Source organism: Natronococcus pandeyae (assembly GCF_008122205.1).
Taxonomy (GTDB): Archaea; Halobacteriota; Halobacteria; order Halobacteriales; family Natrialbaceae; genus Natronococcus; species Natronococcus pandeyae.
In genome coordinates, this window is record NZ_PHNJ01000003.1 from 393,102 (window position 1) to 411,080 (window position 17,979).

Below are 17,979 nucleotides of genomic sequence, written 5' to 3' on the forward strand. Positions count from 1 at the left end.
GGGCTACGGCCGCCCGGCATTTATATACAGCGCGGGTGCGAATCGGCGGACCCGAATGCCCGGAGACAGTGAAGATCCGAACGCCGACGTACAGTACCACCTCGAGGTCGACGCGGACGACGTCGCGGACACCGTGCTTTTGCCGGGAAACCCCGAGCGACTCGAGGTCATCGTCGACTACTGGGACGACCACGAGATGCGGGCCCACCACCGTGAGTACCGGACTGCAACCGGGAGCTACGAGGGGACGCCCATCTCGGTCACCTCGACCGGAATCGGGAGTCCGTCCGCCGCGATAGCCGTCGAGGAACTCGCCCGCGTCGGTAGCGATACGTTCATTCGGGTCGGCTCCTGCGGCGCGGTCCAGCCCGAGATGGACGTCGGCGACCTCGTGATCACGACCGGCGGCCTCCGCCAGGAGGGGACCAGCGACGAGTACGTCCGGGAGGACTACCCCGCCGTCGCCGACTACGAGGTCGTCGCCGCGTTAGTCGCCGCAGCCGAGCGCCTCGGCTACGACTACCACACCGGCGTCACGATGAGCGCCGACTCCTTCTACGCCGGCCAGGGTCGGCCCGGCTTCGAAGGGTTCGAGGCGGCCGGCTCCACGGATCTGGTCGACCAACTCGCCGAGGCGAACGTCAAGAACATCGAGATGGAGGCGAGCGCCATCCTCACGCTGGCGAGCATCTACGGACTCCGCGCGGGCGCGGTCTGTACCGTCTACGCCGACCGACAGGGCGGCGAGTTCAGCAAGGAGGGCGAGTCACGCGCCGCCGAGACCGCCACGCTCGCGACCCACCTGCTCGCGAAAATGGACGAGAAAAAGCGCGAGGTGGGCGTCGACCGCTGGCACGCTGGCCTCTCGCTCGAGGACTGAGACTGACGATTCAGTTGGTCTCGAGTTGCTCGTTCTCGTGGAGCCGCTGGATCCGCGTCTCGAGATCGACACCCTTGTTCTCGAACCTCCTGACACGCTACACGCAGTCGTGACTGGATCTCGAGTTCGACATCCCTCGTTCTTCAGTTCCGATCGATCACCCCTCGTCTTTCGAGAGGTCAAAAGAGTATCGCTACTCATGGCGAACAGCACCGTTCGTGAACGGAACCTTCGGCTCCGAGCTACTCTCGAATCCGGACGATACCGTCCTCGAAGACCTTCCGATTCGGCACGATGTACTCCTCGGAGTCGTCCTCGATCTTCGTGACGAAGAGGTCGACCTCCTGGACGATGCCGACCTGTTCGCCGATTCGAACCCGGTCGCCGATACCGTACGGCTGGTTGAGGAGGAGGTAGATCCCGGCCGCGCTCGAGACCAGGAAATCCTGGAAGGCGTAGGCGCCGACGAGAACGAGGCCCGCAGCGTAGACGGTGAGCAGAATCATCAGCGCGAGAACGTGAACGCCGATTTGGCCCAGCGCGATGATCAGCGCGACGTAGAGAACGGAGTACTTGACGAGTTTCGGGAGCAGGGAGACCTCCGGCAGTTTGACGCCGCGGAGATACTCGCTGACGGCAAGTTCCATCTTGTCCGCGACAACGAACCCCACGATCACGACGAGAACGGCGACGAACACCTGCGGGATGAACTCCGTCACGCGCAGCCAGAAGGCGTCAGTATCGAGCAACTGGGCGATGTGGATCGCCGTCAGCACGGCGATCCCGTAGATGAACCAGGCGCTCAACCGGGCGACGATCTCGACCGTCGACGTCCCGAGCGATTGAGCCGTCCGCTCGAACGGCGTCCCCTCGACGGCCTCCGGCACGCCCGAGGCCGTCAGCAACTCCTCGTTGAGTCGGCCGACCAGATAGCCGACGACGACACCCAGAATCAATACCGCCGTCGCGATGACCGCTGGCTCGTCGATGAGCGTCTGCCAGTCTACCATACTCAGTACGCCTCCGGATCGACCTCCAGAATGAGCTCTCCGGCCTTGAACGCCCGGACCAGCCCATCGCTCTCCGAGAGCACGATCGCGATCGCGTTCGTGTCTCGGGTGATCGCACCGCCGGCCATGTGGCGGGCACCCAGCCCCTTCGGAATGTCGACCCCCTCCGCGGACGGCTCGAGGTATCGGTACGCGGAGACGATCTTGCCCGCGTCCGAAATGACGAACGCACCGTCGAGCCGGGAGAACTCCTTCAGCATCACGTTCACGATCGGATCGCCGACGTGGACGTGGGACTTCTCGAACGGGTTGTACGACAGCGGCCGAGACTTGTTCATCACTTTGCCCGCGTCACCGACGATGAACAGCGCGCCGACCGGCTTCCCTTTCTGTCCCTTCTGTCCCAGTTCGATCGCCAGTTCCAGCACCGACTTGATGACCTCGGGATCCGCGCGGGACCGCGCGAACAGATCGTAGATCCCGGTGTGGGAGTCCGCGTCTGCCCGCACGCGAGACACCGTATCGATGTCGTCGCTGAAGACGCTCGTCGCGCAGGCCAGTGTGTCGCCGTCCTCGATGATGTCCTGGTTGAGCGCCCCCTCGAGCCCGAAGCGGATCCGGTCGGAGATGTTGTCGAACTCGAGCGGCAGTTCGACGAACGTCTCCGCGCTGACGTCGTTCTCGGTTCCGACGACGATTACGTCGACCTCGTCCACCTCGACGAACCGTTCGTAGTACGATCCGCTCGGCGAGAAGAGCGCAGCGGCGTCGACATTCGAGAAGAGATCCCCGAACACATCGTCTAACCCGGCCATTGCTCATACAAGCCGTTCCCGCGCGAATAAGCGTTGTGGAGTGTCTGACGTTCGTATGACAAAGAGTATCACAGGAGTGCTCGACGAGCAGAACAGCCGCGTAGGGCCGGATCTATCGACTCCGCGGCTTCTGGCGGGGTGGAGACAGTGGCGACGTTGAACGGAATAATATTGGAGAGGAGACATGTCATGCCGGCGGTCTCGACGTCTTCTCAGGGATCGTTCAAGACGAAGCTACGGGTATTGAAGAGCGGATATGTGAAGGCGGACGTTTAGATGCAATATCTGTTATCGTGAATGTATAGATGAATGGAAATTCACCGACACGGAGAACATACATGAAACTGGCAGGCGCCACCGCACTCGCGGGGGCGGCGAGTCAGTCGGCCACGGCAAAGCAGCCACCCGAAGCCAATCAGTCGGTCGCGGCGGACGAGTCCTGCCCGGCCCGGTCCCCGATTCCGGACGGCGTCTGGACGCCGACGCCCGACGAGACGATCCTTCCCGACACCAAGTTCGAGACCGGCGTCTACGTCCGGGAGGCCAAACGCGACGGGCCGACGGCCGTCGTCGTCGCCGGACAGCACGGCTTCGAGCGGTCCGCCCAGGACGCCGCGATGCGTCTCGTCTCGCTCACCCCGAAGCAGGGAAAACTGGTCGTCATCCCGCACGCGGACGTGACCGCGATCCACGGTCACAGCTACAGCGGCGACCTCGGCAACCTCAACCGCCACTGGCCGACCGGCGAGGAGCCGAAGTCCGAACTCGCTCGAGAACTCTGGAGCGTGATCGAAGAGTGCGATCCCGACGTGGCGTTCGACCTGCACGACTCGAAGGGTATCTACGGCAGCGACCTCGCCGACGGCGTCGGTCAGGCGATCTTCCCCACGCCGGAGGGCGTCGACGCCGCGAGTGAGGTCATCGACGGACTCAACGACCACTACATCGGCCCCTCGGAGTACTCCGACGAGTACCTGTTCACGCAGGGCAACGAGCAGTCGGGTTCCAATCCACTGCTCAGCCACACGTTCGGCGGCGACCTCGAGATCCCAGGCTGGCTGATCGAGACGACGCGCTACGAAACGTCGCTCACGGATCGGGTCACGTGGTGTTTCGCGGCGACGGTCGGCTGTCTGGCGTATCACGGGCTCGAGTTCGATTTCTGAAGCACCGTCGTTCGTGCAGAAAGAGCGGGACCGGATTCGAACAACGCGAAGACGTGCTCGCTCTCGCTGCGCGCGTCTTCTCTCGTTCAAAAACTCGTTTAGTGCGCGGGACCGGATTCGAACAACGCGAAGACGTGCTCGCTCTCGCTGCGCGCGTCTTCTCTCGTTCGAATCGGTCGGCGATGCTTCTCCTCGCGAAGTTGCTCGGAGAAGCATGCGCGGGACCGGATTCGAACCGGCGGACCCCTACGGGACAGCGTCCTAAGCGCTGCGCCGTTGGCCTGGCTTGGCTACCCGCGCTCGTCCCTCGCTTGTCACGAATCGAGTAAGAAGCTGTCGATCCGACTCACTCGTGTTTCACCGGCTCCTCGGGCGACCAGTCTGGTGGGACGATAAAGGTGACGTGTTCCGAATCGCGAAGCTGGTGGAGTTCAGCCGCCTGTTCGGCTAGCGACCGATCTCGGTACGGCATCTCGAGGCCGCAACCGGTACACACCAGCTTGCATGTTGGTTCCTTCATGATAACGTGAACCGCCAGCCCCGACGGAGCGACGGACGTCAATGCAGGAATTGGTGGTTTGGGGCTTTAGTAGTTGTATCCTAGTGAAATCGCGGGTGAACGGCCGGTTTGCTGAGTCGTTCGTAGCTGAATGTTGTCGTTCCTAGCCCAGTATTGGCCGGCGAGACGATCGAATCGGCCTTCGATTACTGGCTCGCGTTCGAGACACTGACGCGGACCGTGGATTTATTTCGGATGGAGCGATACCTCGACGTATGCACAGCGCCCGGGATCGCATCGAGTACGAATCCTGGCTCGAGAAACTCGAGCAGGCTGCCGACCGGCTGGAGCTGTCGAGCGAGGCACGATCGTGCGCCACGGAACTCTTCCTGACGGACGTCCCAGAGGCTGACCGGTCGAAGCAGGCACTGCTCGCGGCCAGCCTCTACGCCGGTTCGCTCGTCGCCGGCGACGGTCGAACACAGGGTGCGGTCGCAGACGCCGCAGACGTCTCTCGACTCTCGATTCAGTCACGGTGGAAAACCCTGCTCGAGGACGCTGGACTCGAGCCGCCGCGCTGGTAACCGTTTCAGCGAGGCATTCCGATCCTGACTCCGCGTAAGTGTACGATACGTGGACGAAAACAGTGCCGGCGTCCGTAAACGTGACCACAAGCTGGCAGTCAGGGTGAACGAACAGTGACTGATGAACCGTTCAGTCGATCAGTCGGGGTCCTGTCGACCCGTTTCGACGTCCGCCTCGAGAACCGTTCCGTGCTCGTCGATCTCGCCGTTGACGATTCGGGTACTCGAGATGATGTCGTCGTCGTCGGCGAGGACGTGCGGAACGACGACGATCTCGAGGGGGTCGTGGCCGCGTTCGTGGCGAATCTCGTTGATACGCTTGCCGCCCTCGATGGTCTCCGGTGAGACGACCAGATACTCGAACTGTGGCTCCGTCGCGATTCCGGTCGGCTCCTCCAGCGGCCGAATCTCGAACTCGCGGTCGTGTTCGATCGCGAGTGGCTCGAGTTCGTCCTCGAGAGCCTGCGTTCGTTCGTCGAACGATTTGACGTGTCGATCGACGTGGCGAGTCTGTGGTGCGAGTTCGTCGGTCGTCAGTCCCACGGTCACGTCTCCGAGTTCGAACGCCCGTTCGAACAGCCGACGGTGGCCGTCGTGGACGGGGTCGAACGTCCCACCAAGCGCGACGTCCATACCCCACCTCACTGGCGCGGTGCGTATAAAACGGTCGACTCCGTGAACGCGATTGGCCGTTACGTCTGAACGACTATTTCGACAGGCGTCGAACCCCTCTTTCACATTGTTTTTAGTGTCCCCCCACAGTGCCATCGGTATGGGACTTGACGAGGATTCACTGGAGTACCACCGAACGGATCCACCCGGAAAGATCGAAATATCGACCACGAAACCGACGAATACACAGCGTGACCTGTCGCTCGCGTACTCGCCAGGCGTCGCCGCGCCGTGTATGGAAATCGATGCGGACGAGACGGATGCCTACACGTACACGGCGAAGGGAAACCTCGTCGGCGTCGTCTCGAACGGCTCCGCCGTATTAGGCCTCGGTGACATCGGCGCACAGGCCTCGAAGCCGGTCATGGAGGGGAAGGGCGTCCTGTTCAAACGCTTCGCGGACATCGACGTCTTCGACATCGAACTCGACGAGGCCGACCCGGACGAGTTGATCCGCGCGGTGAAGATGATGGAGCCGACCTTCGGCGGGATCAACCTGGAGGACATCAAGGCCCCAGAGTGTTTCACGATCGAGGAACGGCTGGGCGAGGAGATGGACGTCCCGGTCTTTCACGACGACCAGCACGGCACCGCCATCATCTCCGGCGCCGCACTCGTCAACGCCGCCGACATCGCGAACAAGGACCTCGAGGATCTCGAGATCGTCTTCTCGGGTGCCGGAGCGAGCGCGATCGCGACGGCCCGGTTCTACGTCTCGCTGGGCTGCCGGAAGGAGAACATCACGATGTGTGACTCCTCCGGGATCATCACGCGGAAGCGAGCGGAGGCGGGAGGCGTCAACGAGTACAAGCGAGAGTTCGCTCGCGACGTCCCGGGCGGCGACCTCGAAGACGCCATGCGCGGGGCGGACGTCTTCGTCGGTCTCTCGATCGGCGGCCTCGTCAGCCAGGAGATGGTCCAGTCGATGGGCGACAATCCGATCATCTTCGCGATGGCGAACCCCGACCCCGAGATCGGCTACGAGGAGGCCAAAGCGGCCCGCGACGACGACGTCATCATGGCGACCGGGCGTTCGGACTACCCGAACCAGGTCAACAACGTGCTCGGCTTCCCGTTCATCTTCCGCGGGGCGCTCGACGTGCGCGCCACCGAGATCAACGAGGACATGAAGGTCGCCTGCGCCAGGGCCCTCGCCGACCTCGCTCGCGAGGACGTCCCCGACGCCGTCGTCAAGGCCTACGGAGACGAACCCCTCCAGTACGGCCCCGAGTACATCATCCCGAAGCCGGTCGATCCTCGCGTGCTGTTCCGCGTCGCTCCCACGGTCGCCGAAGCCGCGATGGAGTCGGGTGCCGCCCGCACCGAGATCGATCTCGAGGAGTACGAAGAACAGCTCGAAGCCCGTCTGGGCAAATCCCGCGAGATGATGCGAGTCGTCCTGAACAAGGCCAAAAGCGACCCCAAGCGGGTCGCGCTCGCGGAGGGCGAGAACGAGAAGATGATCCGGGCGGCCTACCAGATCGAAGAGCAGGGGATCGCCATGCCGATCCTCATCGGCGACGAGAGCGAGATCCGACAGACGGCCGCGAATCTCGGACTGGACTTCGAGCCGCAGGTCGCCGATCCGGCCGTCGGCGACTACGAGGAGTACGCCGATCGACTCCACGAACTGCGCCAGCGAAAAGGCATCACGCGGACCGAGGCGGGCGAACTCATCGAGGGCGACTCGAACTACTTCGGCAGTGTGATGGTCGAACAGGGCGATGCAGACGCGCTCCTGACGGGTCTCTCCCACCACTACCCCTCGGCACTTCGCCCGCCCCTGCAGGTCGTCGGCACCGCCGACGACGTCGACTACGCCGCCGGCGTCTACATGCTCACGTTCAAGAACCGCGTGGTCTTCATCGCCGACGCCACGGTGAACCAGTCGCCCGACGAGGACATCCTCGCAGAGGTGACGAAACAGACCGGGATACTCGCCCGCCGGTTCAACGTCGAGCCACGGGCCGCCCTGCTGTCCTACTCGAACTTCGGCAGCGTCGACAACGAAGGAACTCGCAAACCGCGACGGGCCGCGAACCTCCTCCAGAACGACCCCGAAGTCGACTTCCCCGTCGACGGAGAGATGCAGGCCGACACCGCCGTCGTCGAGGACATCCTCGAGGGCACGTACGGCTTCTCCGAACTCGAGGAGCCCGCGAACGTGCTGGTCTTCCCGAACCTCGAGGCGGGTAACATCGGCTACAAACTGCTCCAGCGACTCGGCGGCGCGGAGGCGATCGGTCCGATGCTCGTCGGCATGGACAAACCGGTTCACGTCCTCCAGCGAGGCGACGAGGTCAAGGATATCGTCAACCTGGCGGGTGTCGCAGTGGTCGACGCCCAGAAGGAGTAGCGACCGACCGCTTTCGAGTCGAACTGTCACGCGAGTGGACGTACATCGGATCGCTTTTGTCGGCTCACTGCTCGAGTTCCACCAGAGTCTCGCCGCATGTCAGACGAATCTCGAACCTCCCGATCCGCCGACGACGGTCGCGTCCGTCGACAGTTTCTCCGCGCGGCCGGCGTCGCTGCAGCCACGGGCCTCGCCGGCTGTACCTTCTGGGAACCGACGGACGACGAATCCGGATCCGACGGGACGTCCTCCCAGACAGACGATGTCGCCGACAGCGTCTCGGAGTACGCGACGCATCCGGACGACGACGTAACGATGTTCCGTCGCGGACTGCGCCGACTCGGCTACTTCCCGGAGGAGACCGTTCCGGACGCCGTCAGCGTCAACTGGTCGTTCCCGATCAACAACGTCGGCCACGCCGCGGCGAAGTCGAGTCCGCTCCCGACGCCCGACGGGGAGACGATCGTGATCGCGGGCGATACGGGCTGGGTCCACGCCGTCGAACCTGCGGGCGAGCTACGCTGGGCGACCAAGACCGGCGCGACCGACCTCGGCTTTCACGGTTCGCCGGCCATCGTCGACGGGACCGCCTATATCGGCGGCTACGACGGCGACATGTACGCAATCGACGTCGAGACCGGCGATATCGTCTGGCGAACGCGATCTCACGAACTCGAGGATACCCTGGCGATCGGCTCGAGTCCCGTCTACTACGACGGTACGCTCTACGTCATCGCCGAGTACGGCAGTCCCTCCTCTGGCGCGCTCTGGACGTTCGACGCCGAAACCGGCGAGCCGACCTGGAGCGACGACCGCATCTGGGGCCAGCCCCATCCCTCGCCGACGGTCGACCTCGAGACGGGTCGAATCTGTGCCGGCTCGAACGACGGCGTCGTCTACTGCTGGGAGTTTCCATCCCTCGAGTTTGCCTGGGAGTACCAGACCGGCGGCGAGGACGGCCCCGACGGCGAGTCGAAAGCCGACGGCGAGTTCAACCTCGGCGCGGAGATCAAGGGAACGATCGCGGCCCACGACGGCTACGGCTACGTCGGCTCGTGGGACGAGCGCTTCCACTGTATCGATCTCGAGGACGGCTCCGAGGAGTGGACCTTCGAGTTCGGGAACCGATCCATGGCCAACCCCGCGCTGGATCCCGAAGAAGACGTCGTCTACACCGGGAGCAACGACGATCACGTCTACGCCCTCGACTGCGACACCGGCGAAGAGCTGTGGTCGACGGACGTCAACGGATCGATAATCGGTGCGGTGACGGCCACGGCCGAGACGATTCTCGTCGGCTCCTACGATACGCACCTGTACGCGCTGGACAAGGAGACCGGCGACCGCCGCTGGCGGGTCGAGAACCGCGGCCACGTCTCGAGCGCGCCGGTTCCACACGACGGGCGGATCTACTACGCCGAGCGCGGCGTCTTCTCGAACTACTGGGACGACGACGAGGAGACGATTCTCGAAGAGCCGGGTCACGCGTACTGTCTCGTCGAGGACGAGTGAGCTGAGCAACTCGTGAGTAGTACCGCGAACGAACGCAGTGAGTGAGCGGCGCTTTTTTGGTCGAGATTCTTTGCGCCAGCGCGGGACCGGAGGTCCCGCGAGCCGTGCGAATAGTGCGAGACCGAAGTCTCGCATACCGTGCGAACGGACGCTATGCGTCCGTGAGCAGGGGGCGCGTAGCGCCCGTGAGCAGAGAGGGTGAGCGAAGCGAACCCGAGTGTAAAAAAGGTCGGTGGGAAAGCGTGCATTCAAGTATCCGCCAGAACGTTATCCGAGTATGCAAAACCAGGGCAACTCGACGCGCAAGCGAACCGGAGGCCGACTGAAGAACGTCCGAAAGCGCCGAAAGTCCGAACTCGGCCGACTGCCGACGGAGACACAGGTCGGCGAGCCCCGCTTCCGGACCGTCGACGTCCGCGGTAACGACACGAAGACCCGCGCACTCGCGACCAACGTGGCGAGCGTCAACGAGGGTGCCGAGACGATCACTGCGGCGATCGAAGACGTCGTCGAGAACGACGCCAACCCGAACTACGTCCGCCGGAACATCATCACGAAGGGCGCAGTTATCGAAACGTCCGAAGGGAAGGCACGCGTCACGTCTCGACCCGGCCAGAACGGCCAGGTCAACGCCGTTCTTCTCGAATAACAGTCTACTACTGACGAACCGTTTTCGACCGCTTCGTCGCTCTCGGAGCGATAGCGCCGCGGATCGTCGACCCGGTCAGCGGCGGTCGTCGAGATCGACGAACGCGCTCGCGTTCGCAGTTAGCCACGCCGTGAGCCGCCGATCGTCCGCACCGTCGGCCGGATAGATCGTCCGCCGATCCGGTCGTGTCTCGTACTCGACGACGGCGGCCTCGAGCGCCGCCGGTGGAGCTGTGGATTCGGAGTCGGTGGAAGCGGTCCGTCTCGCTCGAATCGGTCCGTCGTCGCCGCTGGAGCGTCCATCCATGATCGATCTGGCACTGGGTGCCACGCGTCGTTCGACGAGCGGTCGCGAAAAGACGGTTGCTAGTTGTGGTATTGAGCCGTCAGTACCGCTCCTCTCCGCTCGGGAGTCACGACCGACGCGGATCGAAACTCGGAGTCGACTTCGGCGGGCGGCCCGACGGTTCAGGGTCGCGGTGCGGCCTTCTGGAGTGCCGTCTCGGCGATGTTGCCGCCGTAGTCGGCGCTCCGGGAGAGCGAGTCGACGATCAGCCCCAGCGACTGGGCCTGGACGGGTTCGAGGTCGCGCAGTTTGTCGTCGATCTCGCGGGTGTGTTGGTCGATCTCGAGGACCGCCTCACGGGCGGCATGGCCGAATCGGTTGGCCTCGTCGGCCTCGTCGGCGAACAGCGCGTCCATCGACTTCTCGAGGATGTCGAAGGCGTCCTCGTGGAGCGCGACGAGTCCCTCGGCGACGGGCTCCGGGATCTCCTCGAGTTTGAGCGCGAGATTGCTTATTTTGGCGGCGTGGTCGGCGACGCGCTCGAGTTGGCGAGCGCTCGAGTGGTAGTCGAAACAGTCCTCGCGAGGAACGCCCAGTTCCTCGGCGGCCCGCGGCGAGCGAAGCGTCGCCCGGAAAATCCTGGAGACGACGAGCCAGAGCCGGTCGACGTCGTCGTCGCGCTCGATGACGTCGTGGGCGATGTCGTCGTCGTTCTCGATCAGCGCGATGACGGCGTCCTCGAGCATCGACTGGGCGATCAGGCGCATCCGGGAGACGGCGTTGACGATCGACAGCTCCGAGGAGTCGAGCAGGTCCTGGATGACGACGCTGTCGGTCGTCTCCTCCAAGACCTCGACGCCGACGAGACTCTGCGTGGCGTCGCGGATCGCTCGGCGCTGGTCGGTCGTGATGCGGGTCGCCTCGAGGCGGATGATGTCGAAGCCGCTGACGTACATCGTCATCACCGCACGGGTGAGTCGTTCCCCCTCGAGATCCGAGACGTCGAGGGTCCCCTCCTGGCGATCCGTCTCGCTGGCCGGTGTGAGCAACAGCGAGTCGTCCTCCGGATAACACTCGACGGTCGTGCCGGCGCTGACGCCGTTTTCGGTCGCCCAGGTCTTCGGAAGCGAGACGGTGTACGTAGAGCCGCCCGTCACCTGGACCTTGCGGGTCTCCATACACGCGATTTCGACCGAGTGCGTATAAATTCCACCACTCTATAGAGCTGGTAACGAACACGCGATCCTCGAGACCGGATTTCTCGGGCGATCTCTCTCCCGTGTAGACGGATCCCGGCACACTGGGAACTGGTGTCGAACATAGGGATATATAGAGAACATAGTAGGGTACTTAGACGGGATCTTCTATAGAGTGAACTGATGGGAAACGACCCGGGATCTGGTTCTGATGGCGCGCTCTCGCGCCGTCACGTGCTGCTCGGTACCGTCGGGGCGGGGCTGACGGGACTGTCCGGCTGTCTCGTTCGCGGCCAGGATAGCGGTCTCGAGGGGGAGATCGTTATCGACGGATCGAACACCCTGCTCCCCAACAGTGCCGCGGTCGCGAGGCGATTTCAGTGGGAGAACAATCAAGTGCGCGTCTCGGTCAGTGGCTCCGGAACGGGCGCTGGCTTCCAGAGTCTCTGCCGGGACGAGATCGACCTCAGTGACGCGAGCCGGGAGATCAAAGAGACCGAGGAAGAGCTGTGTGAGGGAAACGGCGTCGAGTGGTTCGAACTCGAGGTCGTGATGGACGGGATCGCGATCATGAAGAATCCCGCAAACGACTGGTGTGAGGACCTCACGACCGACGAACTCAACGCGCTCTGGGAGAGCAGCTCCGACGTCGAGACCTGGAGCGACCTTCGCGAGGAGTGGCCCGACGAGGAGATCAGCTTCTACGGCCGGGACTCCGCCTCCGGCACGTTCGATTACTTTACCGAAGCGGTCAACGGGCAGACGGGCAACATCCGGTCGGACTACACTGGAACGGCCGACACGAACATGATCGTCCGGGGCGTCCGTGGCGATCAGTACGCCGTCGGCTTTGGCGGCGCGGGCTTCTACTACGAGAACGAGGACGACGTGGACCTGATCGCAATCGACGACGGCGACGGTCCGGTCAAACCGACCGAGGAGACGATCGAAGAGGGGACCTACACGCCGCTGTCGCGGCCGATGTACGTCTACGTCAACCTCGCCCAACTCGCTCGCGAGGAGTTCCGCGAGTTCATGCGCTTTTACCTCAGAAACACCCAGGAGACGGCTCGCGAGGTCGGCTTCTACGGAATTTCCGACGAGGTACTCGAAGAACAGCAAGACAAACTCGAGGACGAGATCGAGAGGTTCGCATGAGTTCCGAGTCGATCGATCTCTCTCGGAGCGGGAACGACGTCGGGAGCCTCGGTGATCGAATCGCTCGGTACGCGTTTTTCTCCTGTGCGTTCGTGACGGTGCTGACGACGCTCGCGATCATCCTCGTGTTGGTCAACGGTGCCGTCGGCTTCTTCCGCGAGGCGACGCTCGTCGAGTTGCTCGGCGGAACGCTCTCGGCGGACTCGGCAGCGGGCGGCCTCGAGACCTTGCGCGAGGGGCTCGCGGTCCAGGTCACGATAACCGAGTTTCTCCTGGGAACCAACTGGTCGCCGCTGATCGAGCCGACGAGTTACGGTGTCCTCCCGCTCGTCTGGGGGACGCTCGTGGTAACCGTCGGCTCCGCGCTGGTCGCGATTCCCGTGGGGACGCTCACGGCGATCTACCTCTCGGAGTACGCCGACGAGAGCGTTCGACGCACCCTCAAGCCGATCCTCGAGATCCTCGCCGGGATCCCGACGATCGTCTACGGGTTCTTCGCGCTCTCGTTCATCACGCCGACGATCCTTCAGCCCCTCTTCCCACAGACGGGGACGTTCAACGCGGCGTCGGCGGCGATCGTCGTCGGGATCATGATCATCCCGATGGTCTCGTCGCTCTCGGAGGACGCGATGAGTTCGGTTCCAGACTCGCTTCGTAACGCCGCCTACGGACTCGGTGCGACCAAGTTCGAGGTGTCGACGCAGGTCGTCGTCCCCTCGTCGCTGTCCGGAATCCTCGCCGCATACGTCCTCGCGCTTTCGCGAGCGATCGGCGAGACGATGGCGGTCGCGCTCGCGATGGGGATGTTGCCACAGATCACGACGAATCCGTTAGAAGAGATGCAGACGATGACGTCGTACATGGTCCAGGTCGGGATCAGCGACGTCTCGGTCGGCTCGATACAGTACCAGAGCCTCTTCGCCGTCGGCCTGACGCTGTTCGCGATAACCTTCACGATGAACGTCCTCAGTATCTGGGTTCGGTCGCAGTACCGGGAGGAGTACCAATGAGCGTCGACACCGACCCGGAGTTCGACTTCAGCGGGTCAGCGATCGAGCGCAAGCGACTCTACGGGAAGCTCTTCCTCGGACTGTGCATCTCCGCGGCGATGGTCGGCATCGTCGCCCTGATCGCTCTACTCGCAGACGTCCTCTACGAGGCCTGGGGCTGGGTCACCTGGGAGTTCCTTACCTATCCACCCTCGCAGGTCCCGGATCACTTCATTCCCGGGAACTACGGCGACCTGGATACCGGGCCGGCCGGCATCTACCCGGCGATCATCGGCTCGATCTACCTGATCGTGCTGACCGCGATCTTCACGCTGTTCCTGGGTGTCGGTGCGGCGATCTACCTCGAGGAGTACGCGCCGGACACCCGTCTCACGCAGTTCATCGAGGCGAACATCGCGAACCTCGCCGGTGTGCCGTCGATCGTTTACGGGCTGCTCGGCCTCGCAATGTTCGTTCGGGCACTCCAGACCGGTGCGAGCCTGATCGCAGGCGCGCTGACGCTGACGCTGTTGATCCTCCCGATCGTCATCGTCGCCTCCCAGGAGGCGCTCAAGGCGGTGCCGGACTCGATGCGCCAGGCGTCCTACGGCACCGGTGCGACGAAGTGGCAGACGATCCGCAACGTCGTGTTGCCCGAGGCGATCCCGGGGATTATGACGGGCATCATCCTCTCGCTCTCGCGGGCGATCGGCGAGACGGCGCCGATCCTGATGGTCGGCGCAGCGGCGTCGATGTTCACGCCGCCGCAACTGACCGATCCGACCGGCGCCTTCAGCGCGATGCCGACGACGATCTTCGACTGGATCACGCTTCCCGACGAGGCGTTCCAGCACGTCGCCGCAGCGGGGATCGTCGTACTGTTGACGATCCTGCTACTGATGAACGCGACAGCGATCCTCATCAGGAACAAGTACGACCGGCGAGCGTAACCCCACGTCTCCGTATTTCCGACCGATTCTACGGTCCCACCCGGTTCACGTGATTTCTGAGCCAGCGCCGGTCGGCTGACCGTCTGTGACTATAGCTCTATATAGAAGACATAGTATGGTATTTAGGCACCACGTTCGTCGATCGACGTAATGAGCGACGAGACGAGCGACCGGCGGAATGGACTGCGATCGACGCTCGCGTCGATCGGGCCCGGCCGCGGGCGTTTCGCAATAGGTAACTTGCTCAGCACCAATTCCGAGACAACCGGTATGACTGCGAACAGCGGTGAATCCGAGACGGTCGGCACTCCGGAGTCCGAACAGACGCCGGCTGGAATCGATTCGGCGGCCGGCGATATGCCGAGTTCGGACAGGCCGCTTGGAACGCCTCGCGTCGACGACGCCATTATCGAAGCCCGGAATCTCGAGGTCTTCTACGGCGACACGCAGGCCTTACACAACATCCACATGGACATCCCCGAGAAGCAGGTGACGGCCCTCATCGGCCCCTCGGGCTGTGGGAAGTCCACCTTCCTGCGGTCGATCAACCGGATGAACGACCTGATCGACGTCGCTCGTGTCGAGGGCGACCTCTACTTCCACGGGAAGAACATCTACGACGAGGACGTCGATCCCGTCGCCCTCCGCCGGAAGATCGGGATGGTCTTCCAGAAGCCAAATCCGTTCCCGAAGAGCATCTTCGACAACGTCGCCTACGGCCTCCGTGTCCAGGGGAAAGACGATAACGTCGAGGAACAGGTCTATACGGCCCTCGAGCGCGCTGCCCTCTTGGAGGAGGTCGAAGACCAGCTAGACGAGAGCGGACTCGACCTCTCGGGTGGGCAACAGCAGCGTCTCTGTATCGCTCGCGCGATCGCGACCGATCCGGAGGTCATCCTGATGGACGAACCGGCGTCGGCGCTGGACCCGGTCGCGACGTCGAAGATCGAGGACCTCGTCGAGGAACTCGCCCAGGAGTACACGGTCGCGATCGTCACGCACAACATGCAGCAGGCGGCCCGCATCTCCGACAAGACGGCCGTCTTCCTGACCGGCGGCCACCTCGTCGAGTTCGACGACACGAACAAGATCTTCGAGAACCCTCAGAGCGATCGGGTCGAAGACTACATCACCGGCAAGTTCGGCTGAGGCGGCGGGTTGTCGACTGAATCGCGGTTGCGTTTTCGAGTTCTCTCACTGTTTTCTGACGAGGTAGTCAGTCTCCATTCGCGAGACGTCGCCCTCGGCGGTGGACGTCCCGGGCTCGACACCCACGTCGAGTTCGTCCCCGTCGTCTCCGACGAGGATCATGTGCGCAGTCCCGAACATCCCCGTCCCGACCTCGACGTCGTGTCCCCGCTCCTCGAGGTCGTCGACCACGTCCGACGGATAGTCCGACTGTAGCTGGAGCGTATTGTCGGCCTCGTACGGATACTGCGTCGACGGGAACGCGGTGCTGACGAACCGGGGATGGGAGATCGCTTCCTGCGCGTCGAGTCCGAACTCGGCGACGTTCAGGAACTGCTGTGTCTGTCCCTGTGGCTGCGTGTCGACGCCGGTGTTCCCGCCCAGAATGTACGGGCGGCCGTCTCGAGTCGCCAGATACGGGTTGGACGTGTGTCGCACCTCGTAGCCAGGGGTGAGCCGGTTGGGGTGATCGTCCTCGAGGGAAAGCATCCGCATGCGGTTGTTGATGTGAATGCCGGTATCGCCGACGACGAGGAACTGCGCGCCGAGGCTGGTCGTCACCGCGGCCGCGTTGCCGTCCGCGTCGACGATGTGGAACGAACTCGTGTGGTCGTACTCGGTGTCCAGTGAGAGCGATTCGGTGAGAGCCGAGTCGATCGGCCACTCCATCGCCTCGTCCATGTCGATCCGGTCGCGCTGGCTCGCCGCGTACTCGTCGTCCAGCAACTCAGCGACGGGAACGTCGACCCGATCGGGGTCACCCACGTGGTGATATCTGTCTGCGAACGCGAGTTTGATCGCCTCGGCCTGGACGTGTACGGCGTCGGCGTCCTCGGCATCGATCGCCTCGAGATCGTACGCTTTCAGGACGTTCAGCGCCAGCAACTGCGTGATCCCCTGGCTGTTCGGCGGGTTCTGGTAGACGCGAACGTCGTCGTCGTACTCGATCGACACCGGGTCGACGATCTCACCCTCGAACTCGTGGAAATCCTCGAGCGTCAGGTAGCCGTCGTGCTCGTCGGAAAAGTCGACGATCGCCTCGGCGATCGGCCCGCGATAGAAGTGATCTCTCGACGCCTGGATCGCTTCGCTCCGTCCTTCGTCTCGGCGTTCGTCGTACGCGCGGACGAGCGCCTCGAACGTGTCTGCCATCGCCTCCTGGGAGACTGTGTCGCCTTCCGAGACGAGATCACCGTCTCGCTCGTAGATTTCGGCCGCGTCGGGCCGGCCGTCGATCAGTTCTTCCTCGTCCTCGAGCCAGTGGTCCATCTCCGAGCTCACGGGATACCCCTCCCGGGCGATCTCGATCGCCGGGGCGAGTACGTCCTCGAGTTCCAGCGCCCCGTACCGATCGAGCCACAGCATCCACCCGTCCCAGGCACCGGGGACGACGGCCTGGTGCATCCCGGCGTCGCCCGCCCGGTCCTCGAAATCCACGGGCGTCGCGTCGGAGCCGACGGGCCCCACGCCGTCGACGCTGGTCACCTCCTCCGACTCGGCGTCGTAGTACAGCGCCCAGGTGCCGCCGCCCAGGGCCGAGGAGAACCAGGGCTCCACGACGCTGAGGACGCTGGCGACGGTGACGGCAGCGTCGGCGGCCGTTCCGCCATCGGCGAGCACCTCGAGGCCGGCCTCGGTCGCGAGGTGGTGGTTCGAGACGACTGCCACAGGGGCGGAGTCTCGCCCCTCGGCAGCGTCGGCTCTCGGCACCTCCGATTCTGCTCCCGAAAGGTCGAGACAACCGGCGACGCTCGCGGCTCCGATCCCGCCACTACTCAGGAGAATCTTGCGACGGCGAAGATTCGTATCCATAGCCGAGAGGCGGTGCTGTGAGTCTAAAGTGGAGCAGACGTTTTCGCACCGTAGCGCGATATTACGGACACGCCGCGTCTCCACTTCCATCGCTCTCTCGGGAGAGCGAAGTTCGAAAACGCCACCGGAGCGGCCGAAACGGTGCTCGTCGAGCGAGTGTTCTGCCGTCCCGAACGGACCCCTGATACGGAAGGGGTGACCGATGTTGGGCGTCCCGGCAAGAAGATAAACGGTTCGTCAATCGACCGGGGTCCTCCG

17 protein-coding genes and 1 tRNA gene are annotated in these 17,979 nt (G+C 63.6%); 10 read left to right on the forward strand and 8 right to left on the reverse strand.

Annotated features, from left to right (window positions below):
- The first annotated feature begins 55 nt into the window (after positions 1-55).
- The gene (locus tag CV102_RS08625; RefSeq protein ID WP_148857486.1) at positions 56-880 is read left to right on the forward strand and encodes a nucleoside phosphorylase; all 825 of its coding nucleotides are present in this window, start codon (positions 56-58) and stop codon (positions 878-880) included.
- A 242-nt stretch (positions 881-1,122) separates the two neighbouring features.
- Here CV102_RS08625 and CV102_RS08630 read toward each other — a convergent pair whose 3' ends face one another.
- Both CV102_RS08630 and dacZ read right to left on the reverse strand, forming a co-directional pair.
- Complete coding sequence (locus tag CV102_RS08630) at positions 1,123-1,890, reverse strand: mechanosensitive ion channel domain-containing protein (RefSeq protein ID WP_148857487.1); 768 nt, start codon at positions 1,888-1,890, stop codon at positions 1,123-1,125.
- 2 nt (positions 1,891-1,892) lie between these two features.
- Positions 1,893-2,705 (reverse strand): diadenylate cyclase DacZ, encoded by an 813-nt coding sequence (gene dacZ / locus CV102_RS08635; protein ID WP_148857488.1) that lies wholly within the window; start codon positions 2,703-2,705, stop codon positions 1,893-1,895.
- A gap of 338 nt (positions 2,706-3,043) precedes the next feature.
- Here dacZ and CV102_RS08640 point away from each other — a divergent pair, with 338 nt between their 5' ends.
- Entirely contained in the window at positions 3,044-3,871 is an 828-nt protein-coding gene (locus CV102_RS08640) for a succinylglutamate desuccinylase/aspartoacylase family protein (protein WP_148857489.1), read from the forward strand.
- Between the two features lie 215 nt (positions 3,872-4,086).
- On the opposite strand, the gene CV102_RS08645 is transcribed toward CV102_RS08640, so the two are convergent.
- Positions 4,087-4,171, reverse strand: a tRNA-Leu gene (locus CV102_RS08645).
- A gap of 46 nt (positions 4,172-4,217) precedes the next feature.
- Entirely contained in the window at positions 4,218-4,391 is a 174-nt protein-coding gene (locus tag CV102_RS25840) for a hypothetical protein (protein ID WP_167937937.1), read from the reverse strand.
- A gap of 254 nt (positions 4,392-4,645) precedes the next feature.
- Here CV102_RS25840 and CV102_RS08650 point away from each other — a divergent pair, with 254 nt between their 5' ends.
- Positions 4,646-4,954 (forward strand): transcription initiation factor IIB family protein, encoded by a 309-nt coding sequence (locus tag CV102_RS08650; RefSeq protein WP_148857490.1) that lies wholly within the window; start codon positions 4,646-4,648, stop codon positions 4,952-4,954.
- Between the two features lie 138 nt (positions 4,955-5,092).
- On the opposite strand, the gene CV102_RS08655 is transcribed toward CV102_RS08650, so the two are convergent.
- On the reverse strand, positions 5,093-5,587 hold the full coding sequence (locus CV102_RS08655) for a phosphopantetheine adenylyltransferase (protein ID WP_148857491.1): 495 nt from the start codon (positions 5,585-5,587) through the stop codon (positions 5,093-5,095).
- A 139-nt stretch (positions 5,588-5,726) separates the two neighbouring features.
- On the opposite strand from CV102_RS08655, the gene CV102_RS08660 reads away from it, so the two are divergent.
- The 3 genes from CV102_RS08660 (at position 5,727) to CV102_RS08670 (ending at position 10,143) form a co-directional block, all read left to right on the forward strand.
- Positions 5,727-7,982: an NADP-dependent malic enzyme gene (locus CV102_RS08660; protein WP_148857492.1), complete on the forward strand. Its 2,256-nt coding sequence runs from the start codon at positions 5,727-5,729 to the stop codon at positions 7,980-7,982.
- Positions 7,983-8,078: 96 nt separating this feature from the next.
- Positions 8,079-9,494, forward strand: coding sequence for an outer membrane protein assembly factor BamB family protein (locus CV102_RS08665; RefSeq protein ID WP_148857493.1), 1,416 nt, complete (start codon positions 8,079-8,081; stop codon positions 9,492-9,494).
- Positions 9,495-9,771: 277 nt separating this feature from the next.
- Positions 9,772-10,143: a 30S ribosomal protein S8e gene (locus CV102_RS08670; RefSeq protein ID WP_148857494.1), complete on the forward strand. Its 372-nt coding sequence runs from the start codon at positions 9,772-9,774 to the stop codon at positions 10,141-10,143.
- 75 nt (positions 10,144-10,218) lie between these two features.
- Here the strand turns inward: CV102_RS08670 and CV102_RS08675 are convergent, their stop codons facing one another.
- Together CV102_RS08675 and CV102_RS08680 are read right to left on the reverse strand one after the other, a co-directional pair.
- On the reverse strand, positions 10,219-10,449 hold the full coding sequence (locus CV102_RS08675) for a DUF7511 domain-containing protein (protein WP_148857495.1): 231 nt from the start codon (positions 10,447-10,449) through the stop codon (positions 10,219-10,221).
- 161 nt (positions 10,450-10,610) lie between these two features.
- A complete protein-coding gene (locus tag CV102_RS08680; protein ID WP_148857496.1) occupies positions 10,611-11,606 on the reverse strand; it encodes a phosphate uptake regulator PhoU in 996 nt (331 codons plus the stop codon).
- Positions 11,607-11,807: 201 nt separating this feature from the next.
- Between CV102_RS08680 and CV102_RS08685 the strand changes: the two genes are divergently transcribed.
- The 4 genes from CV102_RS08685 to pstB all read left to right on the forward strand — a co-directional run bounded on the left by CV102_RS08685 (position 11,808) and on the right by pstB (position 15,870).
- Entirely contained in the window at positions 11,808-12,782 is a 975-nt protein-coding gene (locus CV102_RS08685; RefSeq protein ID WP_148857497.1) for a PstS family phosphate ABC transporter substrate-binding protein, read from the forward strand.
- Complete coding sequence (gene pstC, locus CV102_RS08690) at positions 12,779-13,792, forward strand: phosphate ABC transporter permease subunit PstC (RefSeq protein ID WP_148857498.1); 1,014 nt, start codon at positions 12,779-12,781, stop codon at positions 13,790-13,792. Before CV102_RS08685 ends, pstC begins: the two co-directional genes overlap by 4 nt.
- Positions 13,789-14,721 (forward strand): phosphate ABC transporter permease PstA, encoded by a 933-nt coding sequence (gene pstA, locus CV102_RS08695; RefSeq protein WP_148857499.1) that lies wholly within the window; start codon positions 13,789-13,791, stop codon positions 14,719-14,721. The genes pstC and pstA overlap by 4 nt, the downstream gene beginning before the upstream one ends.
- A 270-nt stretch (positions 14,722-14,991) precedes the next feature.
- A complete protein-coding gene (pstB, locus tag CV102_RS08700) occupies positions 14,992-15,870 on the forward strand; it encodes a phosphate ABC transporter ATP-binding protein PstB (RefSeq protein WP_148857500.1) in 879 nt (292 codons plus the stop codon).
- 45 nt (positions 15,871-15,915) lie between these two features.
- Here pstB and CV102_RS08705 read toward each other — a convergent pair whose 3' ends face one another.
- Positions 15,916-17,721 carry a gamma-glutamyltransferase family protein gene (locus CV102_RS08705; protein ID WP_148857501.1) on the reverse strand — a complete coding sequence of 602 codons (1,806 nt, stop codon included), beginning with the start codon at positions 17,719-17,721 and terminating at the stop codon, positions 15,916-15,918.
- Positions 17,722-17,979: the final 258 nt, after the last annotated feature.

Bases quoted from the DNA above. Each gene is read 5' to 3' on its own strand.
- CV102_RS08625 (WP_148857486.1), top strand. From the start codon at position 56: ATGCCCGGAGACAGTGAAGATCCGAACGCCGACGTACAGTACCACCTC.
- CV102_RS08630 (WP_148857487.1), bottom strand. From the start codon at position 1,890: ATGGTAGACTGGCAGACGCTCATCGACGAGCCAGCGGTCATCGCGACG.
- dacZ (WP_148857488.1), bottom strand. From the start codon at position 2,705: ATGGCCGGGTTAGACGATGTGTTCGGGGATCTCTTCTCGAATGTCGAC.
- CV102_RS08640 (WP_148857489.1), top strand. From the start codon at position 3,044: ATGAAACTGGCAGGCGCCACCGCACTCGCGGGGGCGGCGAGTCAGTCG.
- CV102_RS25840 (WP_167937937.1), bottom strand. From the start codon at position 4,391: ATGAAGGAACCAACATGCAAGCTGGTGTGTACCGGTTGCGGCCTCGAG.
- CV102_RS08650 (WP_148857490.1), top strand. From the start codon at position 4,646: ATGCACAGCGCCCGGGATCGCATCGAGTACGAATCCTGGCTCGAGAAA.
- CV102_RS08655 (WP_148857491.1), bottom strand. From the start codon at position 5,587: ATGGACGTCGCGCTTGGTGGGACGTTCGACCCCGTCCACGACGGCCAC.
- CV102_RS08660 (WP_148857492.1), top strand. From the start codon at position 5,727: ATGGGACTTGACGAGGATTCACTGGAGTACCACCGAACGGATCCACCC.
- CV102_RS08665 (WP_148857493.1), top strand. From the start codon at position 8,079: ATGTCAGACGAATCTCGAACCTCCCGATCCGCCGACGACGGTCGCGTC.
- CV102_RS08670 (WP_148857494.1), top strand. From the start codon at position 9,772: ATGCAAAACCAGGGCAACTCGACGCGCAAGCGAACCGGAGGCCGACTG.
- CV102_RS08675 (WP_148857495.1), bottom strand. From the start codon at position 10,449: ATGGATGGACGCTCCAGCGGCGACGACGGACCGATTCGAGCGAGACGG.
- CV102_RS08680 (WP_148857496.1), bottom strand. From the start codon at position 11,606: ATGGAGACCCGCAAGGTCCAGGTGACGGGCGGCTCTACGTACACCGTC.
- CV102_RS08685 (WP_148857497.1), top strand. From the start codon at position 11,808: ATGGGAAACGACCCGGGATCTGGTTCTGATGGCGCGCTCTCGCGCCGT.
- pstC (WP_148857498.1), top strand. From the start codon at position 12,779: ATGAGTTCCGAGTCGATCGATCTCTCTCGGAGCGGGAACGACGTCGGG.
- pstA (WP_148857499.1), top strand. From the start codon at position 13,789: ATGAGCGTCGACACCGACCCGGAGTTCGACTTCAGCGGGTCAGCGATC.
- pstB (WP_148857500.1), top strand. From the start codon at position 14,992: ATGACTGCGAACAGCGGTGAATCCGAGACGGTCGGCACTCCGGAGTCC.
- CV102_RS08705 (WP_148857501.1), bottom strand. From the start codon at position 17,721: ATGGATACGAATCTTCGCCGTCGCAAGATTCTCCTGAGTAGTGGCGGG.